At 44.5% G+C, this 21,959-nt stretch carries 16 protein-coding genes and 1 tRNA gene; 5 read left to right on the top strand and 12 right to left on the bottom strand.

Annotation, left to right across the window (positions count from 1 at the left end; all coding sequences use genetic code 11):
- Window positions 1-724: 724 nt before the first annotated feature.
- From HGH92_RS34280 to HGH92_RS01760, 11 genes are all read right to left on the bottom strand, one after another.
- Window positions 725-871, bottom strand: coding sequence for a M48 family metallopeptidase (locus tag HGH92_RS34280; protein ID WP_168869052.1), 147 nt, complete (start codon window positions 869-871; stop codon window positions 725-727).
- Between the two features lie 90 nt (window positions 872-961).
- Window positions 962-2,296, bottom strand: a complete 1,335-nt coding sequence (locus tag HGH92_RS01805) for an McrC family protein (protein ID WP_168869051.1) — start codon at window positions 2,294-2,296, stop codon at window positions 962-964.
- Window positions 2,293-4,278 carry an McrB family protein gene (locus tag HGH92_RS01800; RefSeq protein ID WP_168869050.1) on the bottom strand — a complete coding sequence of 662 codons (1,986 nt, stop codon included), beginning with the start codon at window positions 4,276-4,278 and terminating at the stop codon, window positions 2,293-2,295. Before HGH92_RS01800 ends, HGH92_RS01805 begins: the two co-directional genes overlap by 4 nt.
- 6 nt (window positions 4,279-4,284) lie before the next feature.
- Complete coding sequence (locus HGH92_RS01795) at window positions 4,285-7,281, bottom strand: type I restriction endonuclease subunit R (RefSeq protein ID WP_168869049.1); 2,997 nt, start codon at window positions 7,279-7,281, stop codon at window positions 4,285-4,287.
- A 3-nt stretch (window positions 7,282-7,284) separates the two neighbouring features.
- Window positions 7,285-8,532 (bottom strand): restriction endonuclease subunit S, encoded by a 1,248-nt coding sequence (locus HGH92_RS01790; protein ID WP_168869048.1) that lies wholly within the window; start codon window positions 8,530-8,532, stop codon window positions 7,285-7,287.
- Between the two features lie 5 nt (window positions 8,533-8,537).
- Window positions 8,538-9,284 carry an HNH endonuclease gene (locus tag HGH92_RS01785; RefSeq protein WP_168869047.1) on the bottom strand — a complete coding sequence of 249 codons (747 nt, stop codon included), beginning with the start codon at window positions 9,282-9,284 and terminating at the stop codon, window positions 8,538-8,540.
- A 4-nt stretch (window positions 9,285-9,288) separates the two neighbouring features.
- Window positions 9,289-10,599: an AAA family ATPase gene (locus HGH92_RS01780; RefSeq protein WP_168869046.1), complete on the bottom strand. Its 1,311-nt coding sequence runs from the start codon at window positions 10,597-10,599 to the stop codon at window positions 9,289-9,291.
- A 1-nt stretch (window position 10,600) separates the two neighbouring features.
- A complete protein-coding gene (locus HGH92_RS01775) occupies window positions 10,601-12,592 on the bottom strand; it encodes an N-6 DNA methylase (protein WP_168869045.1) in 1,992 nt (663 codons plus the stop codon).
- The gene (locus tag HGH92_RS01770; protein ID WP_168869044.1) at window positions 12,589-12,882 is read right to left on the bottom strand and encodes a helix-turn-helix domain-containing protein; all 294 of its coding nucleotides are present in this window, start codon (window positions 12,880-12,882) and stop codon (window positions 12,589-12,591) included. Before HGH92_RS01770 ends, HGH92_RS01775 begins: the two co-directional genes overlap by 4 nt.
- 343 nt (window positions 12,883-13,225) lie before the next feature.
- Window positions 13,226-13,299: transfer RNA gene (locus HGH92_RS01765), tRNA-Pro, on the bottom strand.
- 78 nt (window positions 13,300-13,377) lie between these two features.
- On the bottom strand, window positions 13,378-14,244 hold the full coding sequence (locus tag HGH92_RS01760; protein WP_168869043.1) for a methyltransferase, TIGR04325 family: 867 nt from the start codon (window positions 14,242-14,244) through the stop codon (window positions 13,378-13,380).
- A 236-nt stretch (window positions 14,245-14,480) separates the two neighbouring features.
- On the opposite strand from HGH92_RS01760, the gene HGH92_RS01755 reads away from it, so the two are divergent.
- Complete coding sequence (locus HGH92_RS01755; RefSeq protein ID WP_168869042.1) at window positions 14,481-14,978, top strand: hypothetical protein; 498 nt, start codon at window positions 14,481-14,483, stop codon at window positions 14,976-14,978.
- On the opposite strand, the gene HGH92_RS01750 is transcribed toward HGH92_RS01755, so the two are convergent.
- Window positions 14,975-15,436 (bottom strand): PH domain-containing protein, encoded by a 462-nt coding sequence (locus HGH92_RS01750; RefSeq protein ID WP_168869041.1) that lies wholly within the window; start codon window positions 15,434-15,436, stop codon window positions 14,975-14,977. The two genes, HGH92_RS01755 and HGH92_RS01750, sit on opposite strands and share 4 nt — an antisense overlap.
- 80 nt (window positions 15,437-15,516) lie before the next feature.
- On the opposite strand from HGH92_RS01750, the gene HGH92_RS01745 reads away from it, so the two are divergent.
- The 4 genes from HGH92_RS01745 (at window position 15,517) to HGH92_RS01730 (ending at window position 21,950) form a co-directional block, all read left to right on the top strand.
- A complete protein-coding gene (locus tag HGH92_RS01745) occupies window positions 15,517-16,425 on the top strand; it encodes a LytR/AlgR family response regulator transcription factor (protein ID WP_168869040.1) in 909 nt (302 codons plus the stop codon).
- Between the two features lie 345 nt (window positions 16,426-16,770).
- Window positions 16,771-19,521: a TonB-dependent receptor gene (locus tag HGH92_RS01740; RefSeq protein WP_168869039.1), complete on the top strand. Its 2,751-nt coding sequence runs from the start codon at window positions 16,771-16,773 to the stop codon at window positions 19,519-19,521.
- Between the two features lie 23 nt (window positions 19,522-19,544).
- Window positions 19,545-20,825 (top strand): parallel beta-helix domain-containing protein, encoded by a 1,281-nt coding sequence (locus HGH92_RS01735; RefSeq protein ID WP_168869038.1) that lies wholly within the window; start codon window positions 19,545-19,547, stop codon window positions 20,823-20,825.
- A gap of 69 nt (window positions 20,826-20,894) precedes the next feature.
- Window positions 20,895-21,950, top strand: a complete 1,056-nt coding sequence (locus HGH92_RS01730) for an SO2930 family diheme c-type cytochrome (RefSeq protein WP_168869037.1) — start codon at window positions 20,895-20,897, stop codon at window positions 21,948-21,950.
- Window positions 21,951-21,959: the final 9 nt, after the last annotated feature.

The raw sequence follows: 21,959 nt of genomic DNA, 5'->3' as shown, positions 1-21,959 counted from the left end.
CTTGTCCCCAATTTGGACACGGTAAACCAGAGATTTTGGACGTATTGTACCATATGAACCATTGTTCGATAAACACTATAAAATACCCTTAAAGAGCAGCAAACCCTTAATGGCAACTTGGCTGGCATTGAGAAAAAAATAGAAGCGCTGGAGGAAAATTCTATATCGAGAAGAAAGTCCCTGCCGAACCCTATGAACGGTTAACGATGAAATTAGCTATTGAGTAGAAGCAGATATTAGAATCTTTGGCCGGAGCCGGCATAGGCAGTTCTAGCTTAAAATAATAGTTCAGTTGGGCAATGATACTTTCGTCTAAGCTCCCTACAACATGAGATTCCAACAAAGTGCCAGTGAAAGAGAAGGCACCAAAACTGCTGTTTCCAGAAGAAGTAGGCTGTAATTGGGAAAAAGGCACATTTCTAATTACAAAAACTAACGAAGTATTTGCGCCAATTGTAAGCCTGAACAGGATTATAGGTTGGGTAAAAAAGAACAGGATGGTATCTATTACCATCCTGTTCCTTTTTGTCGGGATGACTGCCCGAGGGAAGTTGTCTATAATTGTATTGTCTATCAATTAGTTATATTCTTCATTTCCTTTTGGGCCACAAATGGGACATACTTCTGTTAAATCGCTAAGCACTGAACTTTAGTATTCCAAAGGCTAGTCAAATTGAGCAACTTGTATTGTTATATTGCATGTAATTTTAATATAATAGGTTCTTTAAAGCGCTAATTTTACTCCGTTTACTTTAAGGTAATTAGGCATTTTTTCATCCAGCTCAGTCCAGAATTCGGAGGAATGGTTGGGATGAAGTAAATGGACCATTTCGTAGGTAATGATATAATCCAAGACACCAACAGGAGCCATTTTGCCCCGGAACTAATTCAAAATTAATAAAAACGTATAAAGGGGAAAGGGAGAATTCCAATCTATCATATGGTAAATTAGTACTTCGATTTATAACTTATTATTGAAAAAACTCCAATGGCTGACAAGGTGCTTAACCCTCCATTTCATTACCTGATCCGCTTGCTCCAGATCATCAAACCGAATGTCTATATTTCGGATCTGTATATCAATTTCCTTTAGCAACATAGCTGACGGAACGTTGAAAGCTGAGGGTGAATGAAGTCCGTTAGTCATTGCGGGGTACAGCATTAAAATATTGCTGCAGTTTCTCCTCAGTGCATAACTAATCATTTGATACATGTCGTTCTGACTTACCCCAGCTTTTAGGCCATCCTCCGTAGAGCGGCTTTTATATTTCGTGTCGACAATAAGCTGGTCAGGGATGTACAGATCGTTTTTTATCTGAAAGACCTCTTTATTTTGATTAAGCGCCAAATATCCTGTGCTCTGGCCTCGGGTATTCAAAGATGGCCAATGAGTTGTAAGGAAGCCAAAAATGAAATCTTCAAAAACGTATTCCATAGGCACCAGGAAGCAGAAATTCCTGCTACTCTCGTCATTTGTATCAATCACCTGATTAGAGAGGTATAGTTTGCACAATGCCAATATGTGCTTATGGTCTTCAAAAAGCGGGTTCAGTTTCACTTTGTCGCAGTCCTTGGCAGTGCAGGGAATATCGGATACATCGTGGAGTAGAAAAAGAAGCGAATTGAGTTTTTCTATATTAGGCTGATGTCTACTAATGGCAGCTAATCTCTTAGTGATGTATTTTACGATCCTGTTGAACAGATTGTCATACACAAATGGCTCATGCATGCAGTAGAAATGTTGCCATTTCCCCGTGATCAAATTGTGTTTAGTGTAGTTGTCGAAAGATAAGCGCCCCTTCAGGAAGGTAGTTTCCTCTTCTACAGTCTGGTAGGTCTGGAATGGTTGATTGGATATGATTTCCTCTGTATAATTGGCAAAAATATAAATGAGTAATTCCAGGAAATCGTTGAACGCGGAGCTCGATATGTCGGCCAGAGAAAATGGAAACCTGATCTTGCTGCAATAGCTAAGCCAATAGAGTAAATTCTGTTGCCATAGTTTTGTAGGTTCTGTATGGTCTCCTGCGAAAATTTTCGGATACACTTCCATACGAATATCTTCATACTGAACTACGCCAACATAATTTCTTGCAGCGATTTTTCCGTCTACGGTAAAATTGAAAAAGCGCTGCCTTTGTATCTTTTCCTCCTGTTGCTCTTCTTCTGAGATTTCTTCAGGCGACTCGATATAGCGATTCCTGTTTTGCCAGACACTTGAAAGGTAGTTGACAAAATTATTTAATTTATCTTTGTGCGCTTCAAAAGAAGTGTTTTGCCATTCGGAGAGTCTCACTCTGCTACAATTTGATAATTATTTTTGATGCCTGGTTGCTGAATGCCAATTCCTGATTTGTTCAGTATATGTTTTACACTTTCTGCATTGTTCTGGAAATATTCGTTCAACAACGGAATGATCTTGTTATTGAAGATATTAGTCTTATCTGATTCCTCTTTATTAATGAAGAAGGCGTGCCCGATAAAGAAATCAGCGTTTCTTTTCTTCTCATAAATGGCATCATTTAAAGTTTGTAAAACAGAACTCCACCATGCTCCTTCATGATACTCGGGATAAAGGGCTTTGAACTCAAAACGTCTCCTAAGTGCTATATCCAACAGTGCTATAGAACGGTCGGCAGTGTTCATAGTGCCGATAACATATAAGTTGGATGGTACGCTAAACATTTCATGTGAATATGGAAGTTTGATCCACATCTCTGTCAATTTTCCATCTTCATTAGTAACCCCCGTTCGTTTATCCTCTTCCAATAGTGTAATCAATTCACCAAATACAGCAGAAATATTAGCTCTGTTTATTTCATCAATGAATAAGGCGAATTGTTTAGCAGGATTGTTCCGGGCTTTTTCAAATTTTTCAATTCTGTTATCAGGTGTGTCATTATGGCAGGCTTCAAATGATTCATAACCTGCTAATTTGAGTGCTTCTAAACAACTGTTGTAGAAAATTCCCTTTTTTAATTCAAATTGCAAATCGCCAGAAAGTTCCTCTACTTCCTCATTTTTGAGCATGGGCTTTATTCCTTCTATAAAATCTTCATAACTATATTTCTGATGAAAGGTGATGAAATGATAGCGCAATTTATCAGCTACATTTTGAGTTGGCTGTTGCTCTGGGTGTACCACAATGTCCATTAGTTCCTGGCTGATATCAGCTAATACTTCATTCTTGTTTGGCATGATGCCCCAGCGGCTATCTTTGTCTTTTTGAAATAATTCGAAGGATCCTTTGTATTTCGCATTCAACTCTGTAGAGTTGCTGTCTGCATAAGATTGCAATATTCTCCAAATGGTACTTCGGGGAGCTCTGGCTTCCGGGTTCAATTTGGCTTTTACTACAGGGTTACTCAACAGTTCAGAAACAGACACAGGTTTATTCAGTGTACTCATGACAGCAGCGAGTATTTGCCAAAAAGGATAGGCGTTTACATTTTCTCTAAGTACTTCGTCACTGCTCTTTGTAATTCCTTTATCTGTAAAGAAGTCTTCTTTGTACCTATTCAGATTATATGTCTTGCCAGTACCGGGAGGGCCATACAGAATAGTATTGATACATAAGCCAATGTGGATGTTCATAGTTTTAATGCTTTTATTAGTAAAACGACTGTTCCAGATTGCTATCGCTCTATTTTTAATTTCCGGTAAGTGTACATAACAACGGCCTTGTTGTAAATTGTACGAAAACCTTTCTTCTTTTGATAATTCATACCATTCTGCAGATGCGTATTTTACCCATTCTTCATAATCGATTTTGTATTTATTGAAATCTGCCGCTAACTCAAAATTAGAAGTAACAGGTTGAGGGTATTTCAAAATCCTGGCTAATGCAAAAACAGTCTGACCTTGGGTGACTAATATCAAATCATTAGGTTGATACAATAGATCATCGGCGCAAATTGCAATCTTTCGCTCGCGGATCATTTTATAAAAACTTGGCGCCCCCTTGCCCCAATTGCATCCCAGCTTAATGACCGTGTTTGTTAAACGATTGGTTGTATTGCCTGCATTGTCTTGCTCTTTTGGCTGTATCTCAAACCCAAATTTTTCCAGGTACTTATTGGTAGGTTCTCCACCGCTGTTAGGCCAATCCATTGTTTTGTTTGCCATCAAATTGGCATAACGCATAATCTCTTTGGGCGGATAGGCTTTACCATTAATCACTACATCAAATTTGGCGGATGGCTGCAGTGTAATGTTTTCCCGTTCTATTTTATCAACGGCGGCTAAAACATGTTCCCTGGTGATTTTGTCTATACTCATGTCAGTTTACAATCTTGGGTTAGTAGGATTATTGCCATTATGTTGTTTCCATATTTTGTCAAAAACAAATTCGAGGTACTGACGCTTGAAGTCGGCGTCGTCAGTAAATTTTTTGTAGAGGTCGGTGTAGGTGAATATAATGTCCTGCATGAGGTCTTCTACTTTTTTATCGGATGTAATTTTGGCATTCTGCTTATCGGAGTTGATGACAGCGGTTACGGTATCCTCGTCTTTTTCAAAATCTGCGGGCAGTTGCTGAAATAAAAAGCTTTTGACCTTATCGTCGTCCGTCCAGTTGTCAATGCCAAAACGGTTGTTAAATTCTCGTACAATCGTTTCCAGCTCATCAAATGCATTGTATCCTTTCTTTCCTTTTACAATGGCTGGTGTCGGGTCTATTTCTTCTCCGCCATCCAGGCGTATATTTTCTGTGGTTGTTTTGCTGAGTCGGTAGCTGTCCAGGTCTATCGCTTCCAATATTCCTTTGGCAAGATCGTCATGCTCCGCGGGTTTTATTTTGGGTATCAAAAATTTCAGGAACCAATATAGCCGCTCCCAGTATGTGTTGCTGAATGACAGGATCTTGGAAAGGAAAGCGTAGGTTCTGTAGAATGATCTTGCCTTTACATAGAAGCCAATTTGTGCATCTACATGCAACTCACTGCGAAACTGCGCTACGCAGGCATCAATAATGGGATCTAATGTTGTTCGGTCTGTGCTGGTTATATACAGGTCAGTAAAGTTAATCACATCGTCTGTGGCATATACTTGTGCATTGTCCAATGCGTCCTGTAGATCGTTTAGCTTATTGGCGTCAGTTTCTTCGCTCAATATAGTGGTGGTGTAAAACGGCTCGAAGGCTTCTCTGATATCGTCTGTGCTGTTAAAAAAGTCTAGCACAAAAGTATCTTCTTTGTCAGGCTTGTAGGCTCTATTGAGGCGTGACAGCGTTTGTACAGCCTGTACGTCTGCTAGCTTTTTATCTACATACATGGTATGTAGCAAGGGCTGGTCGAAGCCTGTTTGGAACTTATTGGCTACAATAAGGAAGCGGTATTCATTTTTCTTAAAGGTATTTGGTATATCGCCGCTGGCAAATCCGTTAAGTTTAGCTTCGTCATATTCTACTCCGTCAATGGTGCGCTTGCCGGAGAAAGCTGCGATGGCTCTGTAAGGCGAATGTATTTCGCGAAGGTATTCGTTGAAGGAACGGAAGTATTGAATGGCGTTATTGATGGAGCGGGTTACCACCATTGCTTTGGCTTTGCCTCTGATCTGTTTCCTGACGTCGGTATGGAAGTGATCGATCATTACTTTGGCTTTTTCACGAATGGAGAAGGGGTGGTTCTCTACGTAGGCTCTTAATTTTTTCTGTGCCTGGTGTGTTTCAAACTCGGGGTTTTCTTCTACAGCTTTATGCAGTTTGTAATAGCTTTGATAGGTGGTGTAGTTTTTCAGCACATCGAGAATAAATTCTTCTTCGATGGCCTGCTTCATGGAATAGAGGTGAAAGGGATAAAATTTCCCTGGTTCGCCCGGGGTGTCATCGGGCTGTATTCCTTTGCGGCCAAAGGTTTCGAGTGTTTTGTTTTTGGGTGTGGCAGTAAAGGCGAAGTAGCTGGCGTTTTTCAGCATTTTGCGTTGCTGCATTTGCTCATGAATGATGTCTTCGGTATCCTGTGGTTCGGGATCAGATTTAGTGTCTTCATTGCCGTAAGGCTCTGCCCGATCACTCAGTACCCAATTCATTTTGGAAGCGGTTTCGCCGCTCTGGCTACTGTGTGCCTCGTCTATGATGATGGCAAATTTCTTTGCGGCCAGTTCGCCGATCTCGTCCATCACATGAGGGAATTTCTGCACAGTGGTAATGATGATCTTTTTGCCATCTTCCAATGCTCTTTTGAGTTGCTTGCTGCCTTTGTCTATAGCTTCTACTACTTTTGCTACTTGCGCAAATTGTTTGACGTTGTCGCGTATTTGCTTATCCAGCATTTTACGGTCGGTAACCATAATGATACTGTCAAAAACAGGCTGAGTATTGGTGCTATCGTGCAGGCTTACCAGTTGGTGTGCGAGCCAGGTAATGGAGTTGGATTTGCCGGAACCTGCGGAGTGCTGTACGAGGTAGCGTTGTCCAATATCTTTTGCTTTGGCATCTGCTAGTAGCTTTTGCACCACTTGTAGCTGGTGATAGCGGGGGAAAATGAGCTTGCGTTTTATCTTTCCGGTGTCCTCATCTTTTTCTTCTATTACTTGCGCATAGTGCTCTAGGATATGACTAAGGCAGCGTTTGGATAATATTTCTTTCCACAGATAATCGCTTTTGAGTCCATGCGGATTTACGGGATTACCTGCACCATGATCTACGCCTTTGTTAAACGGCAGGAAGAAGGTGCTCTGCCCGCCCAATGCGGTGGTCATATATACAAGATCGGGATCTACAGCAAAATGTACCATGCAACGCCCGAAGATAAATAAAGGTTCTTTGGGGTCGCGGTCTTGCTGGTATTGTTTGATGGCATGTTTTACATTCTGCCCTGTCCAGGGGTTTTTAAGTTCCAGTGTACTAACGGGCAATCCGTTGATAAAGAGCACCATGTCCAGCGAATTGCCGTTGCTGAGGCTGTAGCGCAATTGCCGAGTGACAGAAAATATATTGGATTCGTATTGTTGTACTGCTTTGGTATTGAGTGCGGATGCGGGATTTTTATAGTACAGCCACACCTGCAAGTCTTGGTCTTTAATGCCTTTGCGCAATACATCTATAATTCCGCGTTGTTTAATTTGCTCTGCAAGCCGCTTCAGAAATTTTTCTTCACCGCGTTTTTGAATGGTGGACCATGCTTCGGGCTGGGTGGTATTGATAAATTCAGCCAACAGCTTTTTATCCACGCACAACTCCCGATCGTAGTCGGTAGGATAGGATATGCGATAACCACCGTCTGTGGACAGTGCTTTTTCAATGATGATCTCAAGACCTTTTTCTGATGTATCGCTGCTCATAGTTTATACAACTTTTATCTTGCCCGTTACTACTTCGGCAATCAGGCTTTGTTTGAGTTCTTTTACTTTTTGGATTTCGGTTTGTATGCGTTGGATAGTGGTATCTATTCTATCAGTTTCAAATTTAATTCTACATAGTACCTCATTCTGCTTTTGAATAGAAGGAATAACAGCCAGATAGTTTTTTACAAATTCAACAGGCACACGCTTTTGCCCAGCAGAGCCTTCCATGAAATACTCTCCAAGAGACAAAAATGCTTCACTATGTAATATCCACCACAAATATTCTGGATTAACCTTTTTTGTATAAGCCCTTACTGTGTGAAATTCGGTGCTTCCAAAACCATAAGGAGTAAGCAGATTTGAAAGTAATGCGCCTTTGCCATTTTCAAAACAAGGCGTAATTTTCGCAACAATAATGTCTCCTTTTTCAAAAAAGGTAAATCCATTTTTTAACTCAAGTGTGGGTTTCAGAATACTACAATCTATTTTCCCATTTTCTGAGACTTTTTCCATTGGCAAGAATACTACGTTATCGCTGTCGTCAATTTTCAGAGTTGATGACGACTTAGTAGGATTGACTTTCCCGACAAACTTGACGCGAATAGTAGGATAAATATCTTCACCTTCATTCAATATCTCATTAATAAAAGCTTTCTTCTGCTCTTTCAGCAATGCTATCAATCGCTCTTTTTTCTCAATAAAACGATTGATCTGCTCTGTTTTTGCATCAAGGTAATGAGCAATGGCTGTTTGTTCTTCGTAAGGGGGGAGAGGTAATGTAGCGTCCCTGAATGCTGTGTAATCTATATTTTGCCCTTCACGAATACCCGTTACAAACAAAGTAAGCGAATTAATAAAGGGATATGATTTGAATAGATGCTTGAAGTAGCCTTTATAAGTATCAGCATCTTTCCTTTCGTAAAAAATACTGTAGGCCGGGCTGATAATTCCCTGATGCCAGGCATATTCTATTCCACCTTGAAATGAACGCAAACTGATAACAAAGTCTTCTTTTCTTACCAGCTTGAGCAAATGAAAATCTTTCTGAGCTGTAACTGTTCTGGTCTCATAATCCTCTTTCCTAACTACTCCTTTGGTTTGTGTAGCAGCCAATAAAGGCTCATCGGGAAATCCTTTTTCAGAACGTTCTTTGAAAAGATGTTTTACTTTCCTCACTTCCCAATGCTCCGGCATTTCCGGAAGCCAGGGAATAGATGTTGGGTTGTATGTTGAATATGTCTCTTGCATAAGTATTATGGCCGAGGAAGGGTGATGAAGTTATTTGTAGGGTCAAAAGACGCTAGATGTATGCCGGGAAAAGGTCTGATCAAAGTGCCATTAATCATGATACCATTAATAAGTACATTTATTACCTCGCTGTACGTTATGAATTGATAATACCATATAGAAAAGAAACCATTTGTTCTTGCTAATTGGATAATATTCTCCAGGTCAGTTGTAGGATTAGCCGCTGTGTATTTTTGATATTGTCTCTTTACAATGTCATATACCTTCAATCTTGTATCCCATCTATCATCTTTGTCTGAATAATCTGAATGTCCGGGAACTCTGTCTATTCCTGTAAGATTAATAAATCCTCTTATTCCATTCGTGTCTGTCGCACTTAACCCCGCTTTAATCTGAATAAGTCCCCCTGTATTTATAGTAATATAGTGAATCAGGTTATTTATATGTGGCATATACGGATTTGTCAGGGCAATATCCTTGTTGCCCTTTACACTATTACAATTTACACATGCCAATAGAAAATTGTCCCAACGATGTTTTAAAGTATCGTAGATCAATACCCCCGCTGCATTAATACACTTTTTGCCATAAATATGTTCCACATGTAAGGCCGAACGACTATTGTATTTTTCGCAAAATGAACAAAAACTACCTATTTCGGATATCAACACTTTTTTTGCTTTTCCCCAAGGGGTATATTCCATTGGAGTGCCGTCTGCCTTTTGTTTATTTGTCTTCACTACAGGTCTCATTGGTCTAATCTTTTTTAGGCATTTCGGACTCTAATAAAGCTACATACGCCGGATCATTATTGTACTTAATCCTCAGTTCGTCTAATTTCTGTTTTGCGTCATGCAATATTTCATTCGGAGCTCCTTGCTTAATCAGGTCAAAATACTCTTTTGCTCTACTTTTCATTTCTATAAATTCTTTGCTTCTCTTCACTTCTTCAACCCCCATTTCCTGCTGCGCGATCTCTTCAATGCTATTTTTGAGAGGATCATCTGCAATCATTCTACCTTCATCTAAAATTCTCAATTCATCAGCTTTCAACGACTGTACAATAAACGGCGAATGTGTAGTTGCTACAAACTGGATTTTGGGAAATGCTCTTTTAAAATCATCTACAATCCGGCGTTGCCAGTTGGGATGCAGGTGCATGTCAAGTTCATCTATAAGTACAATGCCCGGCGTTTTTTCAACTGCCTCTTCTTTTAAATGCGGATTAAGTTGAATGCACCGATAGGCTAAATCGCCGGCAATGGCTATTATGTTTCTAAAGCCATCACTCAGCTGGCTAAATTTGAGTTTCTCTTTTGTGCCTGCATCCGTAGTAAAAATGCCTGTGAGTTCATTCTCCTTATTATCAAAGGCTACATCCTGCCAACGGTCATCGGGTATTAGCTGTGTAATCGTTCTTTTAAATGCCGTAAGATGTGCCATGTCAAGTGGCTGTTCAAATTTTTTAACAGAATCTTCCTGTGTCTTAAACCATTGCAGAAATTCTTTTGGTGAGGCTTTGGCAGAAAGTGCATAAGCATAAGCCATTTTAACACCCTCTTCCTGCTTTTGATAATTTAGTTTTTCGTGTATTGCCCACAACCTACCCGTGCCATAAAAAGCGAAAAGAGGAAAAACAACTCTGGATCCATCGCGACTGGCTTTAAGCAAGGACTCTGCAAATGTCCTGATGTTTTTGGCATCTTTACTGGTAGTATTGTTTTTTATGTTCTCCCGTTTCCATTTCATCTCAGGTTTAATAGCATAATCTTTCCATAAGACCATTTCCTCTTGTTCTGGTCGCCATTCTGCTTCAATTACAACGGGTTTTTGTGGTCTTGGCTGTCCGTCGATCGTTTTCACTCTTACTTCATTTTTCTGTATAGCACGGGAATCGATGCCATCGATACCTAGAAAAAAGCTACCCATTGCTACCGACATTGCCTGAAGCATCGCAGTTTTTCCCTTAGCATTGTCTCCAATAAAAACCGTGAACTGAGGATTGAGGGAGAATGATTCATCTTCAAATCCTTTAAAATTTTTTATGTTGAGTTTATCTATTCGCATACTATGAAATTATTTCGTTGAGCAAACCTTCTGTCTCTTTTTCCAATTGCATAATCTCTTCGGTTATCTCTGCCACGCTGCGCAAGGGTTGGTATTGATAAAATATTTTGGTGAAGGATATTTCGTAACCCTTCACCGTTTTGTCATGGTCTATCCAGGCATCGGGTACAAATGGCAATACTTCTTTTTCAAAATAGGCCTGTATGTTTTGTTTTACAGGTATATTTTCGTAATCTCTCAATTCGGTGTCTGCTTCATATACAGTAGTGCCGCGTTCCTGTTTCTTTATGACAGGCATGGCGGTTTCATCTTTTTGGGAAATAGCATCCAGGAAGGTTTTCCGCTCTTTGGGTTTCCATTTTATTGCCAGTTTTTTTAATGCTTCATCCAGCGCTGGTGATAGTTCATTATAGTCCTGCTGAATTTTTTTTCCAAACTTTTTTTGGAGTGCCGCCATTACGGGCATAAATAGTTCTTTATTGTCAAGTCCAGCCAGTCGTTCCTCTGTCAACTGCCAGGAAAGACGCAACGGACGGTCAACGGTGATGTTCCAATAGGCAAAGTCATCATTATCAAATATACGGCTGATAGGTGTTTCTTTACAATCTGTAAATACACTGGTAATTTCCTGGATGTGCGCTTCGCTTAATTCGTTGGATTTGCTGCCCAGTCCTTTTCGCATTTTACGAAAGATGCCTGATGCGTCTATCAACTGCACTTTGCCTTTGCGATTTTTTATTTTTTTATTACTCAGCACCCATATATAAGTAGCGATGCCAGTGTTGTAAAACATGTCGTTCGGCAACTGAATAATAGCCTCGAGCAGGTCGTTTTCGATGATGTATTTTCTCATTTCACTTTCGCCACTGCCTGCATCTCCTGTAAACAAGGATGAGCCGTTGTGAACGGAAGCTATGCGGCTGCCGATCTCGCTATCTGTTTTCATCTTTGATACCATGTTCATAAGGAAGAGCAGTTGCCCGTCGCTTACTCTGGGCACGCCCACGGCAAAACGCTGATCGAGTATTTCTTTGGTCTTAAGATCTATGATGCTTTCCTGGTCTATCTTCCATGTTTTGCCGTAAGGAGGATTGGATAGCATAAAATCGAACTTCAGCTTGGGAAATCCATCATTGGATAAGGTGGATCCGAAGGCAATTTTCTCAGGGTCTTCTTCCTTAATAAGCATATCCGCTTTGCAAATGGCAAATGTTTCGGGGTTCACTTCCTGGCCATACAAGTGAAAGGTGGCTTTGGGATTTATTTCCAGAGCAAAATGTTCTGCTTCCGTGAGCATACCACCACTACCACAAGCAGGGTCATAGATAAGGTAAGTGCCTTCTTTAATTTTATCTTTTATCGGATCAAAGATAAGATGCGTCATCAGCTTAATGATCTCACGAGGCGTAAAGTGTTCTCCCGCTTCTTCATTGTTTTCTTCATTAAACTTGCGGATCAGTTCTTCAAACACGTAGCCCATACCGAGGTTGCTCAATCCTGCATGAATAATGTTGCCCTCTTTGTCCTTTACAGGAACAGGGCTTAAATTGATTTGTGCAGAGCAGAATTTTTCGATTAAAGGGAAGGTTATATTTCCTTCTTCCAATGTGTCTAACTGGTTGCGTAGTTTAAACTTGCTGATTATGTCCTGTACATCGGAACTAAAACCATCCAAATAGTTTTCAAGATTTCGACGGATGTTAGCTGGATCATTGAGCAATTTTTTGAAGGTATATGGAGATGTATTGTAGAACACATAGCCTGATACCTTACACAATTGGGGTGATTGGTTATCGATCTTCAGTTTATTCAATTGCTCATGCATGGAAATCACTTTGTCCTTGGTTGTTTCCAACAAGGCATCCAATCTGCGCAGTACGGTAAAGGGCAAAATGATATCGCGGTATTTGCCGCGGGTATATACATCGCGGAGTACGTCATCGGCAATGCTCCATATAAAGTTTACGATCTGGTTATGCTGTGTATGATTCACTTGTTCTTTTTTATTTTTTTTGATACTGTTTTTAAAGCTTCACTAGCCAGCTTTTCATCTTTTAATACGTCCATTACCTGGTCTGCCAGCCAAAGTGTTAATAGTTCGGCTTCATTAGCTTTCAGGATTAGAGCGAGATGAATGGCTACTTCTTTTTTTGCGATTCGTTCGCCACGTTCTATTTTGCTGTATAGTGGTGTGTCTATATCGAGTAATGCAGCTACCTGTCGCTGTAGAAGTCCCCGTGTTTCCCGTAGCTCTCTTACCCGCAACCCAAATTGAGTGTCCATGAACTGTGTTTTGACTTGTCAAATTTTGGTAAATATAGGTGTTTACAATAATACTAAATTTATTTAGATTTTTCATCATGAGAGATGCAACTGGTTTGGAGTGGCTTGTACTTAAAATATTGAACCTTATCTTTCCCTGGAAACCATGACAGTAGAGGATGTAAAATAAAAGGAGTGATTAGTTACTTTCACTCAGACAGAGTTGAAGAAGGGAAAAATGGTTAAACTTACTCAGTTAAAACCCAGTAATGTGACTCAGTTTTTTACTTGGTAAAACTAGAAAAAGAATCCTCAGACGGAATTACTATAAAAAAATAGCTCGCTGGATTTCAGCGAGCTATTGTCGGGATGACTGGATTCGAACCAGCGGCCTCTTCGTCCCGAACGAAGCGCGCTACCGGGCTGCGCTACATCCCGTTTTTGCTCGGGGCCACAAAGTAAACACGATTTTTCCTAAAATCCAACTTTTTTTGACTCAAACAGGCAGATGGCCGTTTACAGGGGTTGCTGGCGCACGACGGCCTGTTGTCTTTCGGCAATGGCCGGTAAAATACCATCTCCCTTTTTTACCATAAAATAGTTGGTGCCGGCGACTTTATACCTGTTCACCTGCTTCATTCCGGAGGCCTCCTGGTAGGTATACAGGACGTCGTATTTATCGGTCAGCAATGCTTCGAATTGTTCCTGGCGGATGCTGGTATGGGGATAGCTGACCAGCTTCTCCCGGAAACCGGAACCTACTTTCCCATGGCCATGGTGACTTAATTTGGAGGTCTGGATAGAGATAATATCAAAGGGCTCCAGGGAGAGGCTTTGCCGGTTGAAGATCATAAAATCGGCGTCTCGTGCCTTTAGGGCCAGGAGTGTCTGACCGGGGGATGCTGTATACTGATACGCTCCGGAAGTAAACACAATATCGGCGGGTGGCACGTCTTCCAGGGAGCTGACAAAACGAAGCTCGGCTGTCTGAAAGGGTTTCATGGCGGCTGTCATACCCGGTGTTTCTACAATGGTCCATAGTAAACGCACAAACGAAGGGAGCGTTTTTCTGAGATGGTAGTAGTATTTACCTTCTCCGCCGCCGTAATCTATGATGCTGACCTGCTTACCGGGAGAAACCAACAGCACCTGGTAGACGGCCGACAGCAGTGCCATAATACCAGGGTTCACATCGGGTACTGTGGTGGTGGTCATCTCTGTTTCCAGGCCTGCTCCTTTGTTGGCGACGGTGTCAATAATATCATTATCATGGTAGGCGGCGGAATGACAGGCTTTAAGTGCCTCGTCGTAAGTGGTATAAGTCCGCTCCGGCAACAGCTTATAATGCCTGGCGGTGTAAGTTAACAGCTTCAGTACTTGCATGGTCACATGACTTTGCGGTAATTTATGCCAATGCTGTACAGAAGTCCTGAAAAAAAATATATCACGATAAACTGACTATCCCCCGATTTCTCTGAAATGCCCCGGAGCCGCGCCGGTGAACTGTTTGAGCTCCTTGATAAGATAATTTTGATCATAGTATCCATGATCCGGTGGGAGGGTGCGCAAAGGCCACTACAGGGCTGCTTACCCGATGAAATAAATCGTACCTTGGCGGTATGAAAATGAGCCAATACCTGCGGCAGGGGAAATCCGAGAACTACCAGGACGCGGAAGAAAAAGGTCTGCTGAAGGCGGGTGACGTGGCGCGCTTGCTGACGAAGAAGTTTAAAGAGAAAATATCGGCTGCGGAACTGACGCCTTTTGCTTCGGAATGGCATCATGCCGGCGTGTTTAAATCAGGCAACGCCCTCAAGGGAAAACGCATCTACTTCTTTTCACCTGCTGCCGTTGAAAAGATAACGCTGGAGCAGGTGCTGGCCCGCCGTCAACAACCGGTGAAGGATACACGCGCGGTGAAAGGATGGTACCCGCAATATTTTCGTATGACCGACCCCGTGAGCCGGCGTACTTACAACAAACGTTTTGTAGGCATATACGAAGGACCGGCACACAAAGCGCCGAAAGGCTTTCAATCGCTGCCGGAAGAGGTATTTAAAAAAGCGGTGCAGCAAAAAGGAAAAGAGCTGAAAGCAGGAGAGGTGCCCGTTTTTTAAAGCAGTATCTCTGTTTTTATCCGATGATAGCCTGCCGTAAAAACACCAGGCGGCGCATAACGCTCTACCCTGTCAAGGATTTCAAGGAATGGCTCTTTCCTGAAAAACTCACGGTCCAGCCGCAATTTACGGTCTCCGTAACGGATAATCAGCTGCACTTCCCGGTATCGCCCTACACGCTTCAGATCTACGTCGGTAATATCGGTCCATTGAAAATGGTGTGGCCGGAACCCGCCTGTATATGACACTTCCTGCGGGCTGAGCGTCAGTTTTAACCTGGGATAGGCATACATGGACCACGCCAGGAAAAAGAATGCAAGGCTCATAAAAATGAGACTGTCTCTTTTGTGCTGGGAGAACTCGATGTAACCAATGAAAACGCCCATACATACCATAAATACGGCGCCCGCGTAACAAAGGTTACGGTACCAGTCGGGGAGGGTAAATGTTTCCTGCATATAACGAATGTATTACTTTCACGGCTGCTTTGTCGTTTTGCGTGAAAAAACGTAAATTAAATATCGAAATACTCCATGGTATGAAAAGCTTGCCAACACTCCCGCTGGTCGCAGATCAGCCCCGCTTCAGCCTACTGGACCCTGTTCGGAACAGGATTGAACTGATCGTTTTCTGCAGTGTTTTCAGTTTTTGCTTCATGTATATTTTCCTGCCCTTTAATATCAATATGTGGTATGAAGGGCAACATCTGCACCTGGTGGTGTTCTTCGGCATATTTACCGGTTGCGGCATACTGGGGCTTACGGTTTCACAATTTCTGCTGGCAGGCTGGAAAATCCGCCGCAGGCTCACCAACGCCACCTACCTGTTTTGGCTGCTGGGCGAAATCGTACTGGTGGCATCTATCGTGACCATGGTGGACGTACTGCTGACCGACACTTTTTTCTTCACCTGGAGCGAATTTATCAACACCCTTCGATATACTGCGCTCATCATGCCCCTGCCTTATATGATCTCCCTGCTCTGGTTTTTCTCCCGGGAGAAATATAAGCAGTTGAAATCACTGGAAAACAGGGTGTCACAAATACCCGTGCTACCTGCCCCGGTAGCGGACATTCCGGCGCCACTGCCGGCGCCCGTGCCGGACAGCTGCCTGCAAATCAAAGATGAACAGGGAAAGACCGTCTTGTCAGTACATCCTGCCAAACTGCTGATGATCAAAGCAGAAGATAATTATGTGCAGGTGTTCTATCGCAACGGTGCTGCTGTCAGCAAAGAACTGGTGAGAGTGCCCCTCAAAAAAATGGAATTACAACTGACGGCCAACGGCTTCGCCCGCGCCCACCGGTCCTATCTGGTCAATCTCTCTAAAGTGGTACTTTTTAAGAAAAATTCAAAAGGGTGTTTGTTACATATCGAAGGCATGGAAGATACCCCCGTTCCCGTGTCCGGTACTTACCTGCCGGTGTTTCAGTCAGCCTTCGGCTGATGACCGACATGATACCCGATACCCGTCCTGCTACCATTATCCAATATCAACAGACCGAAATGGCAAAATAACCAACAGCCCGTCCCTCAGTAGTCGCTAAATACCGAAATGGCAAAGTAACCAACAGCCCGTCCCTCAGTAGTCACCAAATACCGAAATGGCAATGTAACCAACAGCCCGTCCCTCAGTAGTCGCTCAGTACTAAAATCTCAAAATACCAAAATTCGTAAATCCAATTTTCGCCCCATATGTGCCTGATTTCACCCCAAACCCGCCGCCGTGGGCACGTTGCCACGGGTGTTTTTGGTAATATCGCCTTTGTCAACCTGTCTAAATTCCACCCTGATGTTCAAAGTCTTATTATCAACCATTATTTGTCTGATGGGTTTTATCCATCTGTCGCAGGCCCAGATCACGGTCTCGGGCAACGTGCGCAATGCGGACACCAAAGAGGTGGTCCCCGCCGTATCAGTGACCATGAAAGAAGCGCCTAACGGCGACTATACCAATGATCAGGGCAACTTCCGCTTTTCTGTAAAAAAACAGTATCCCGTTACCCTGGTTTTTTCCTCCCTTGGATTTGAAACCAAAGAGGTGATCGTCAGTAGTGCCGGCCCACTGAAAATAGAGCTCACCCCTGTGTCCGTGCTCGGCCGGGAAGTGGTGGTCTCCGCCAGCCGCTTTACACAAAAGAAGATTGAATCCCCCGTCACTATCGAACGGATCAGCACCAAAGAAATCATCAACTCCCCACAGCCCAGTTATTTTAATATGATACAGGGCCTCAAAGGGGTAGACGTCACCACTTCCAGCCTTACCTTCACTACTATCACTACTCGTGGTTTTAATACCAGCGGCAACACCAATTTCACCCAGATCGTTGACGGGATGGACAACCAGGCCCCCGGCCTCAACTTCCCCCTCGGCACGGCTATCGGCCTCACAGAACTGGACGTGGACAACCTTGAAGTGCTCTCCGGCGCCTCTTCTGCCCTCTATGGCTCCCGCGGCCTCAACGGCACCCTCGTCATGACCGGCAAAGACCCGTTCAAATACCAGGGCCTCAGCGCCCAGATCACCCAGGGCGTGAACCATGTCAGCAAAGGCAAGTCTAATGATCCGTTTGGGCCATCGCCTTATTATGACTGGACCGTCCGCTGGGCCAAAAAAGTGAGCGACAAATTCGCGTTTAAGATCAACGTGCAGTATATCCAGGCCAAAGAATGGATGGCCACTGATACGACCAATACCAACGGCCCCGGCGGCCCGCTCACCGACCCCAAATACAACGGGGTGAATATGTATGGTAGTAAAACCATGGTGGACATCAACCCGTTCCTGCAGGCGGCATTGCAACAGACGCCGGAACTGGGGCCTGTCATCAACCCGCTGCTGCAAAACGGCAGCAACTATGTGGCCCGTACCGGTTACCCGGAATACGGCTACCTGAGCAACGACGCCAAATTATTAAAGGCCAACGTGGAACTACGGTACAAAATCCGGCCCCGGCTGGAAGCGATCATCTCCGGCACCTTCGGTAAAGGCAATGCAGTGTACAGCAACGATACCCGTTATGCCCTCACCAACTTCGAACTGGGCCAGTACCGTGCGGAACTGAAAGCGGAACACTGGTTCCTCAGAGGCTATACCACCCGCGAAAACTCCGGTAACACCATCATCGCCAGTCCTACCGCACAACTGATCAATGAAGCCTGGAAACCCAGCTTCAACCCGGCCACCAACGACGGCTGGTACCCGCAATACACCGGCGCGCTGCTGGAAGCCATGGCCGGTGGTAAAAGTTACCTCGATGCAAGCAACATCGCCCGGGCTTTTGCAGACCAGGGCCGCCCGGACGCGTCCAGCCCCCTGTTCCAACACCTGAAAGACAGCATTGCGTCCCTGCCCACTTCCAAAGGAGGCACGCTGTTCCTCGATAAAAGCAAACTGTATAACGTAGAAGCACAGTATAATTTCACCCACCTCGTGAAATTCGCGGAACTTATTGCCGGCCTCAACTACCGCCTGTACCGCCTCGACTCCAAAGGCACCCTGTTCCCCGATAACGACGGTCCTATCGATGTGGCGGAATACAGCGCCTACGTCCACGCCACCAAAAAAGTGCTGAAAGATAAACTGAGCCTGAGCGCCGCTTTCCGGTACGATAAAAACACCCTCTTTGAAAAGCCGCGTATCACCACCAGGGCATCGGCAGTAGGAGAGGTCAACCGCGAAAGCTTTATCCGTTTCTCCTACCAGAACGCCTACAGCTTCCCGTCCAACATCCAGGCGCTGCAAAGCACGCCGGTAGATTACAACAGCTTCGCCTCCGGTGGCTCTTCCCGGCTGCTCAACGGCGTATACCAGTTCGACCGCTATCCGGCCTATACCCTGGAAAGCGTCACCAAATACCAGCAAAGTAACAATCCGGCTGACCTACAAAAGTTCGCCCTCAGCGATATCAAGCCACAGTCCGTAGATGCGTTCGAGTTAGGTTATTCCTCCCTGATCGCTAAATGTATACTGATAGATGTGCTGGGCTACTACGCCACCTGGAAAAATTTTATCGGTTATGTGAACGTAGCTAATACGCCCGGTACCGATGATCCGGCCGCCTTCAAGGACCACAGCACTTACATGTCCTATAACATTGCCTACAACGGCGCCGAGAAGGTGAACACCTACGGTTATGCCGCCAGCGTAGCCGTGGACATGACACACAACTTTATGGGGAAAGTCAATTTCTCGTCCGACTTCCTCAAAAACAGGAACAACAGCCAGGTCAACAATTTTAATACGCCTAATTATAAGTTCAATATTGATTTTGGCAACACCGGCTTTGGTAACAAGGAACGTTTTGCTTTCAGTACAACTTTCCGTTACCGTCCGGGTTATTTTTATCAGATAGGGTTCGCTGCCGGTAACGTGCCAGCCTCTTCCGTGATAGATGCGCAGATCAGCTACCGGCTGTTGCAGGCGCATTGCAGGATTAAGCTGGGCGGTACCAACATCACCAATGTGTATTACCGCAACGGTTTCGGTAGCCCGGCCATCGGCGCTATGTACTATGCCAGCTTTGCATACAACGTATTTTAATCATTTATAAAAATGGAAATCATATGAAACGATACAACAGATATCCTATCCTGGCCCTCGCCCTGGCAGGCCTGCTGATGGCATGCCACTCGTCGCAGGAAGACAAGGACGGCTACAAAACAAAACTCTCTTTCGGCCCCGGTGACGAAACGAAAATAGCCGAAGCTTTCCTGACCCTCAAAGACAGCAGCAGCATCTATCTGAAAGAAGGGACCTATAAGTTCGATAACCTGAGCATCGCACAGGTGAAACATATCCGCATAGAAGGCGCCGGCCCCGATAAAACGGTGCTGGACTTCTCCTCCCAGAGCCAGGGCGGTGAAGGCATCCGCGTGACTGACGTGAACGGCTTCTCTATCCACGGCATGACACTGAAAGACTCTAAAGGAGACCTCATCAAAATAAATAAAAGCCGGGAGGTGGTCATCACCTACCTGCACGCCATCTGGTCAGTGTCTGACTCCACCAGCGGCGGTTACGCCATCTATCCCGTGATGTGCAAAAATGTGCTGATAGAAAACTGTTACGCACAAGGCGCTTCCGATGCCGGCATCTACGTAGGACAGACTGACAGCGCCATCGTGCGCAAATGCAAGGCTTATAAAAATGTGGCCGGTTGTGAAATAGAAAATACGTCCAACGCACAGGTGTATGACAACGACTTCTATGGAAACACCGCCGGCTTCCTCATTTTTGACCTGCCGGACCTGTCTCAGCGCGGCGGCCATGTGAAAGCCTATAACAACCATTTCCACGACAACAACGAACGTAATTTCGCCAAAGCAGGCAGTTTCGGATCTACCTGGGGCGTGGGAAACGCCGCTCCCGGCAGTGGAGTGGTGATACTGTCAGCCTCCGATATTGAGCTGTACAATAACCGCATTATCAACAATAATTCCAGCGCTATTTCCGTGGTGTCCGGATTTTTTATTGATTCCAATGCGGGCGCTAAAATGAACGACCACTATGACCCTATACCTAAGAACATTCGCATCCACGACAATGAAATGCAGGTGGGCGACAGCTTTCCACCAGCTGTCTATGAGCACCATACCGGTAAAATACTGGTTGGACTTGAACAACAGTTGAACGCACAAGACCCTGCCCGTAAAAATGCCCGCCTGCCTTTCATTACCTACGACGGTATCACCAGCAACGTGCTGACAAAAGGTAACGCCGCCAATCCCGATTCCATCTGTATCCGCCAGCAACAGCCAAACCTGTTTGTAAATGTGCATGCCCTGCAGATGGGTACCAAAGAATGGCGCCCGGATACTGATGTGACACCGTTCTTATGTAAGTAATGTTATTTTGATAGTGGGTCATTTGATCATTTGATTATCGGGTGACTGTAGATTTAATTTTTTAGCGAGATGAGGAAGCCTTGTTTGCTGTTATTGATGTTTGTTTCCCTGCTGGCATGGCTCAACAGCTGCCAGCAGAAACCTGCGGGCCAGGGAAACACCGGTTTTGCGTTTAAAGAAAAACTGTCTGATTATGGATTTTTTACGGGCGAGCTGAAAGCGCTGGTTCCCCGTAAAGGCGTGGTGCGTTATGAGCTGTCAACGCCACTGTTTACCGACTATGCGGTAAAAGACCGTTTCGTGGTGCTGCCGGAAGGCAAAGCGGCGAAATATACCACCCATGGCGCACTGGATTTTCCGGACTCCACTTTTATCATCAAAAACTTCGCGTATACCAGTCCGGAACATAAGAAGGTGATGATAGAAACACGGCTGCTGTTCAAAGATCCGGCTGGCAAGGGCTGGAAAGTAATGAACTATCTCTGGAACGATCAACAGACAGACGCGGTGAAGTGGATACTGGGCAAAAAAATTCCGATCACCCTGCTGGACGATAACGGAGAAAAAATTTCCACTACCTACCAGATGCCCAATACCAATGACTGTAAACGTTGCCATATCAACAACAGCGTACTGACGCCCATCGGACCGAAAGCGCGCAATCTCAATTTCACGCTGGCAGGACAGGCGTCCAACCAGCTGCAGCAATGGGCCGCTGCCGGTATGTTGCAGGGGATGCCGGCATTGAAAGACGTGCCGCAGCTGCCAGATTGGAAAGACAGTACGCACTACTCCGTTGACCAGCGCGCCAGGGCCTACCTCGATGTGAACTGCGCCCACTGCCACACAAAAGGCGGCGACGCGTTTAATACCGGACTGTTCCTCGAATACGAGCAAACCGGCCATGACCAGCTCGGTATCATGAAACAGCCGGTATCTGCCGGCGGCGGCGCCGGAGGACTGGACTACGACGTGATCCCCGGCGACCCGGTGCATTCTATACTGGTACACCGGATGAACAGCACAGAGCCGGGTACGGCCATGCCGGAACTGGCGCGTACTGTGATCCACAAAGAGGGCGTAGCGTTGATACGTCAGTGGGTGGCCGGGATGCCCCGTCAGTAAACAGCAGTT

The organism is Chitinophaga varians (assembly GCF_012641275.1).
In the GTDB taxonomy this organism is placed as follows: Bacteria; Bacteroidota; Bacteroidia; order Chitinophagales; family Chitinophagaceae; genus Chitinophaga; species Chitinophaga varians_A.
The sequence above is the reverse complement of the archived record's forward strand: the minus strand, read 5'-3'. Positions and strand labels throughout refer to the sequence as shown.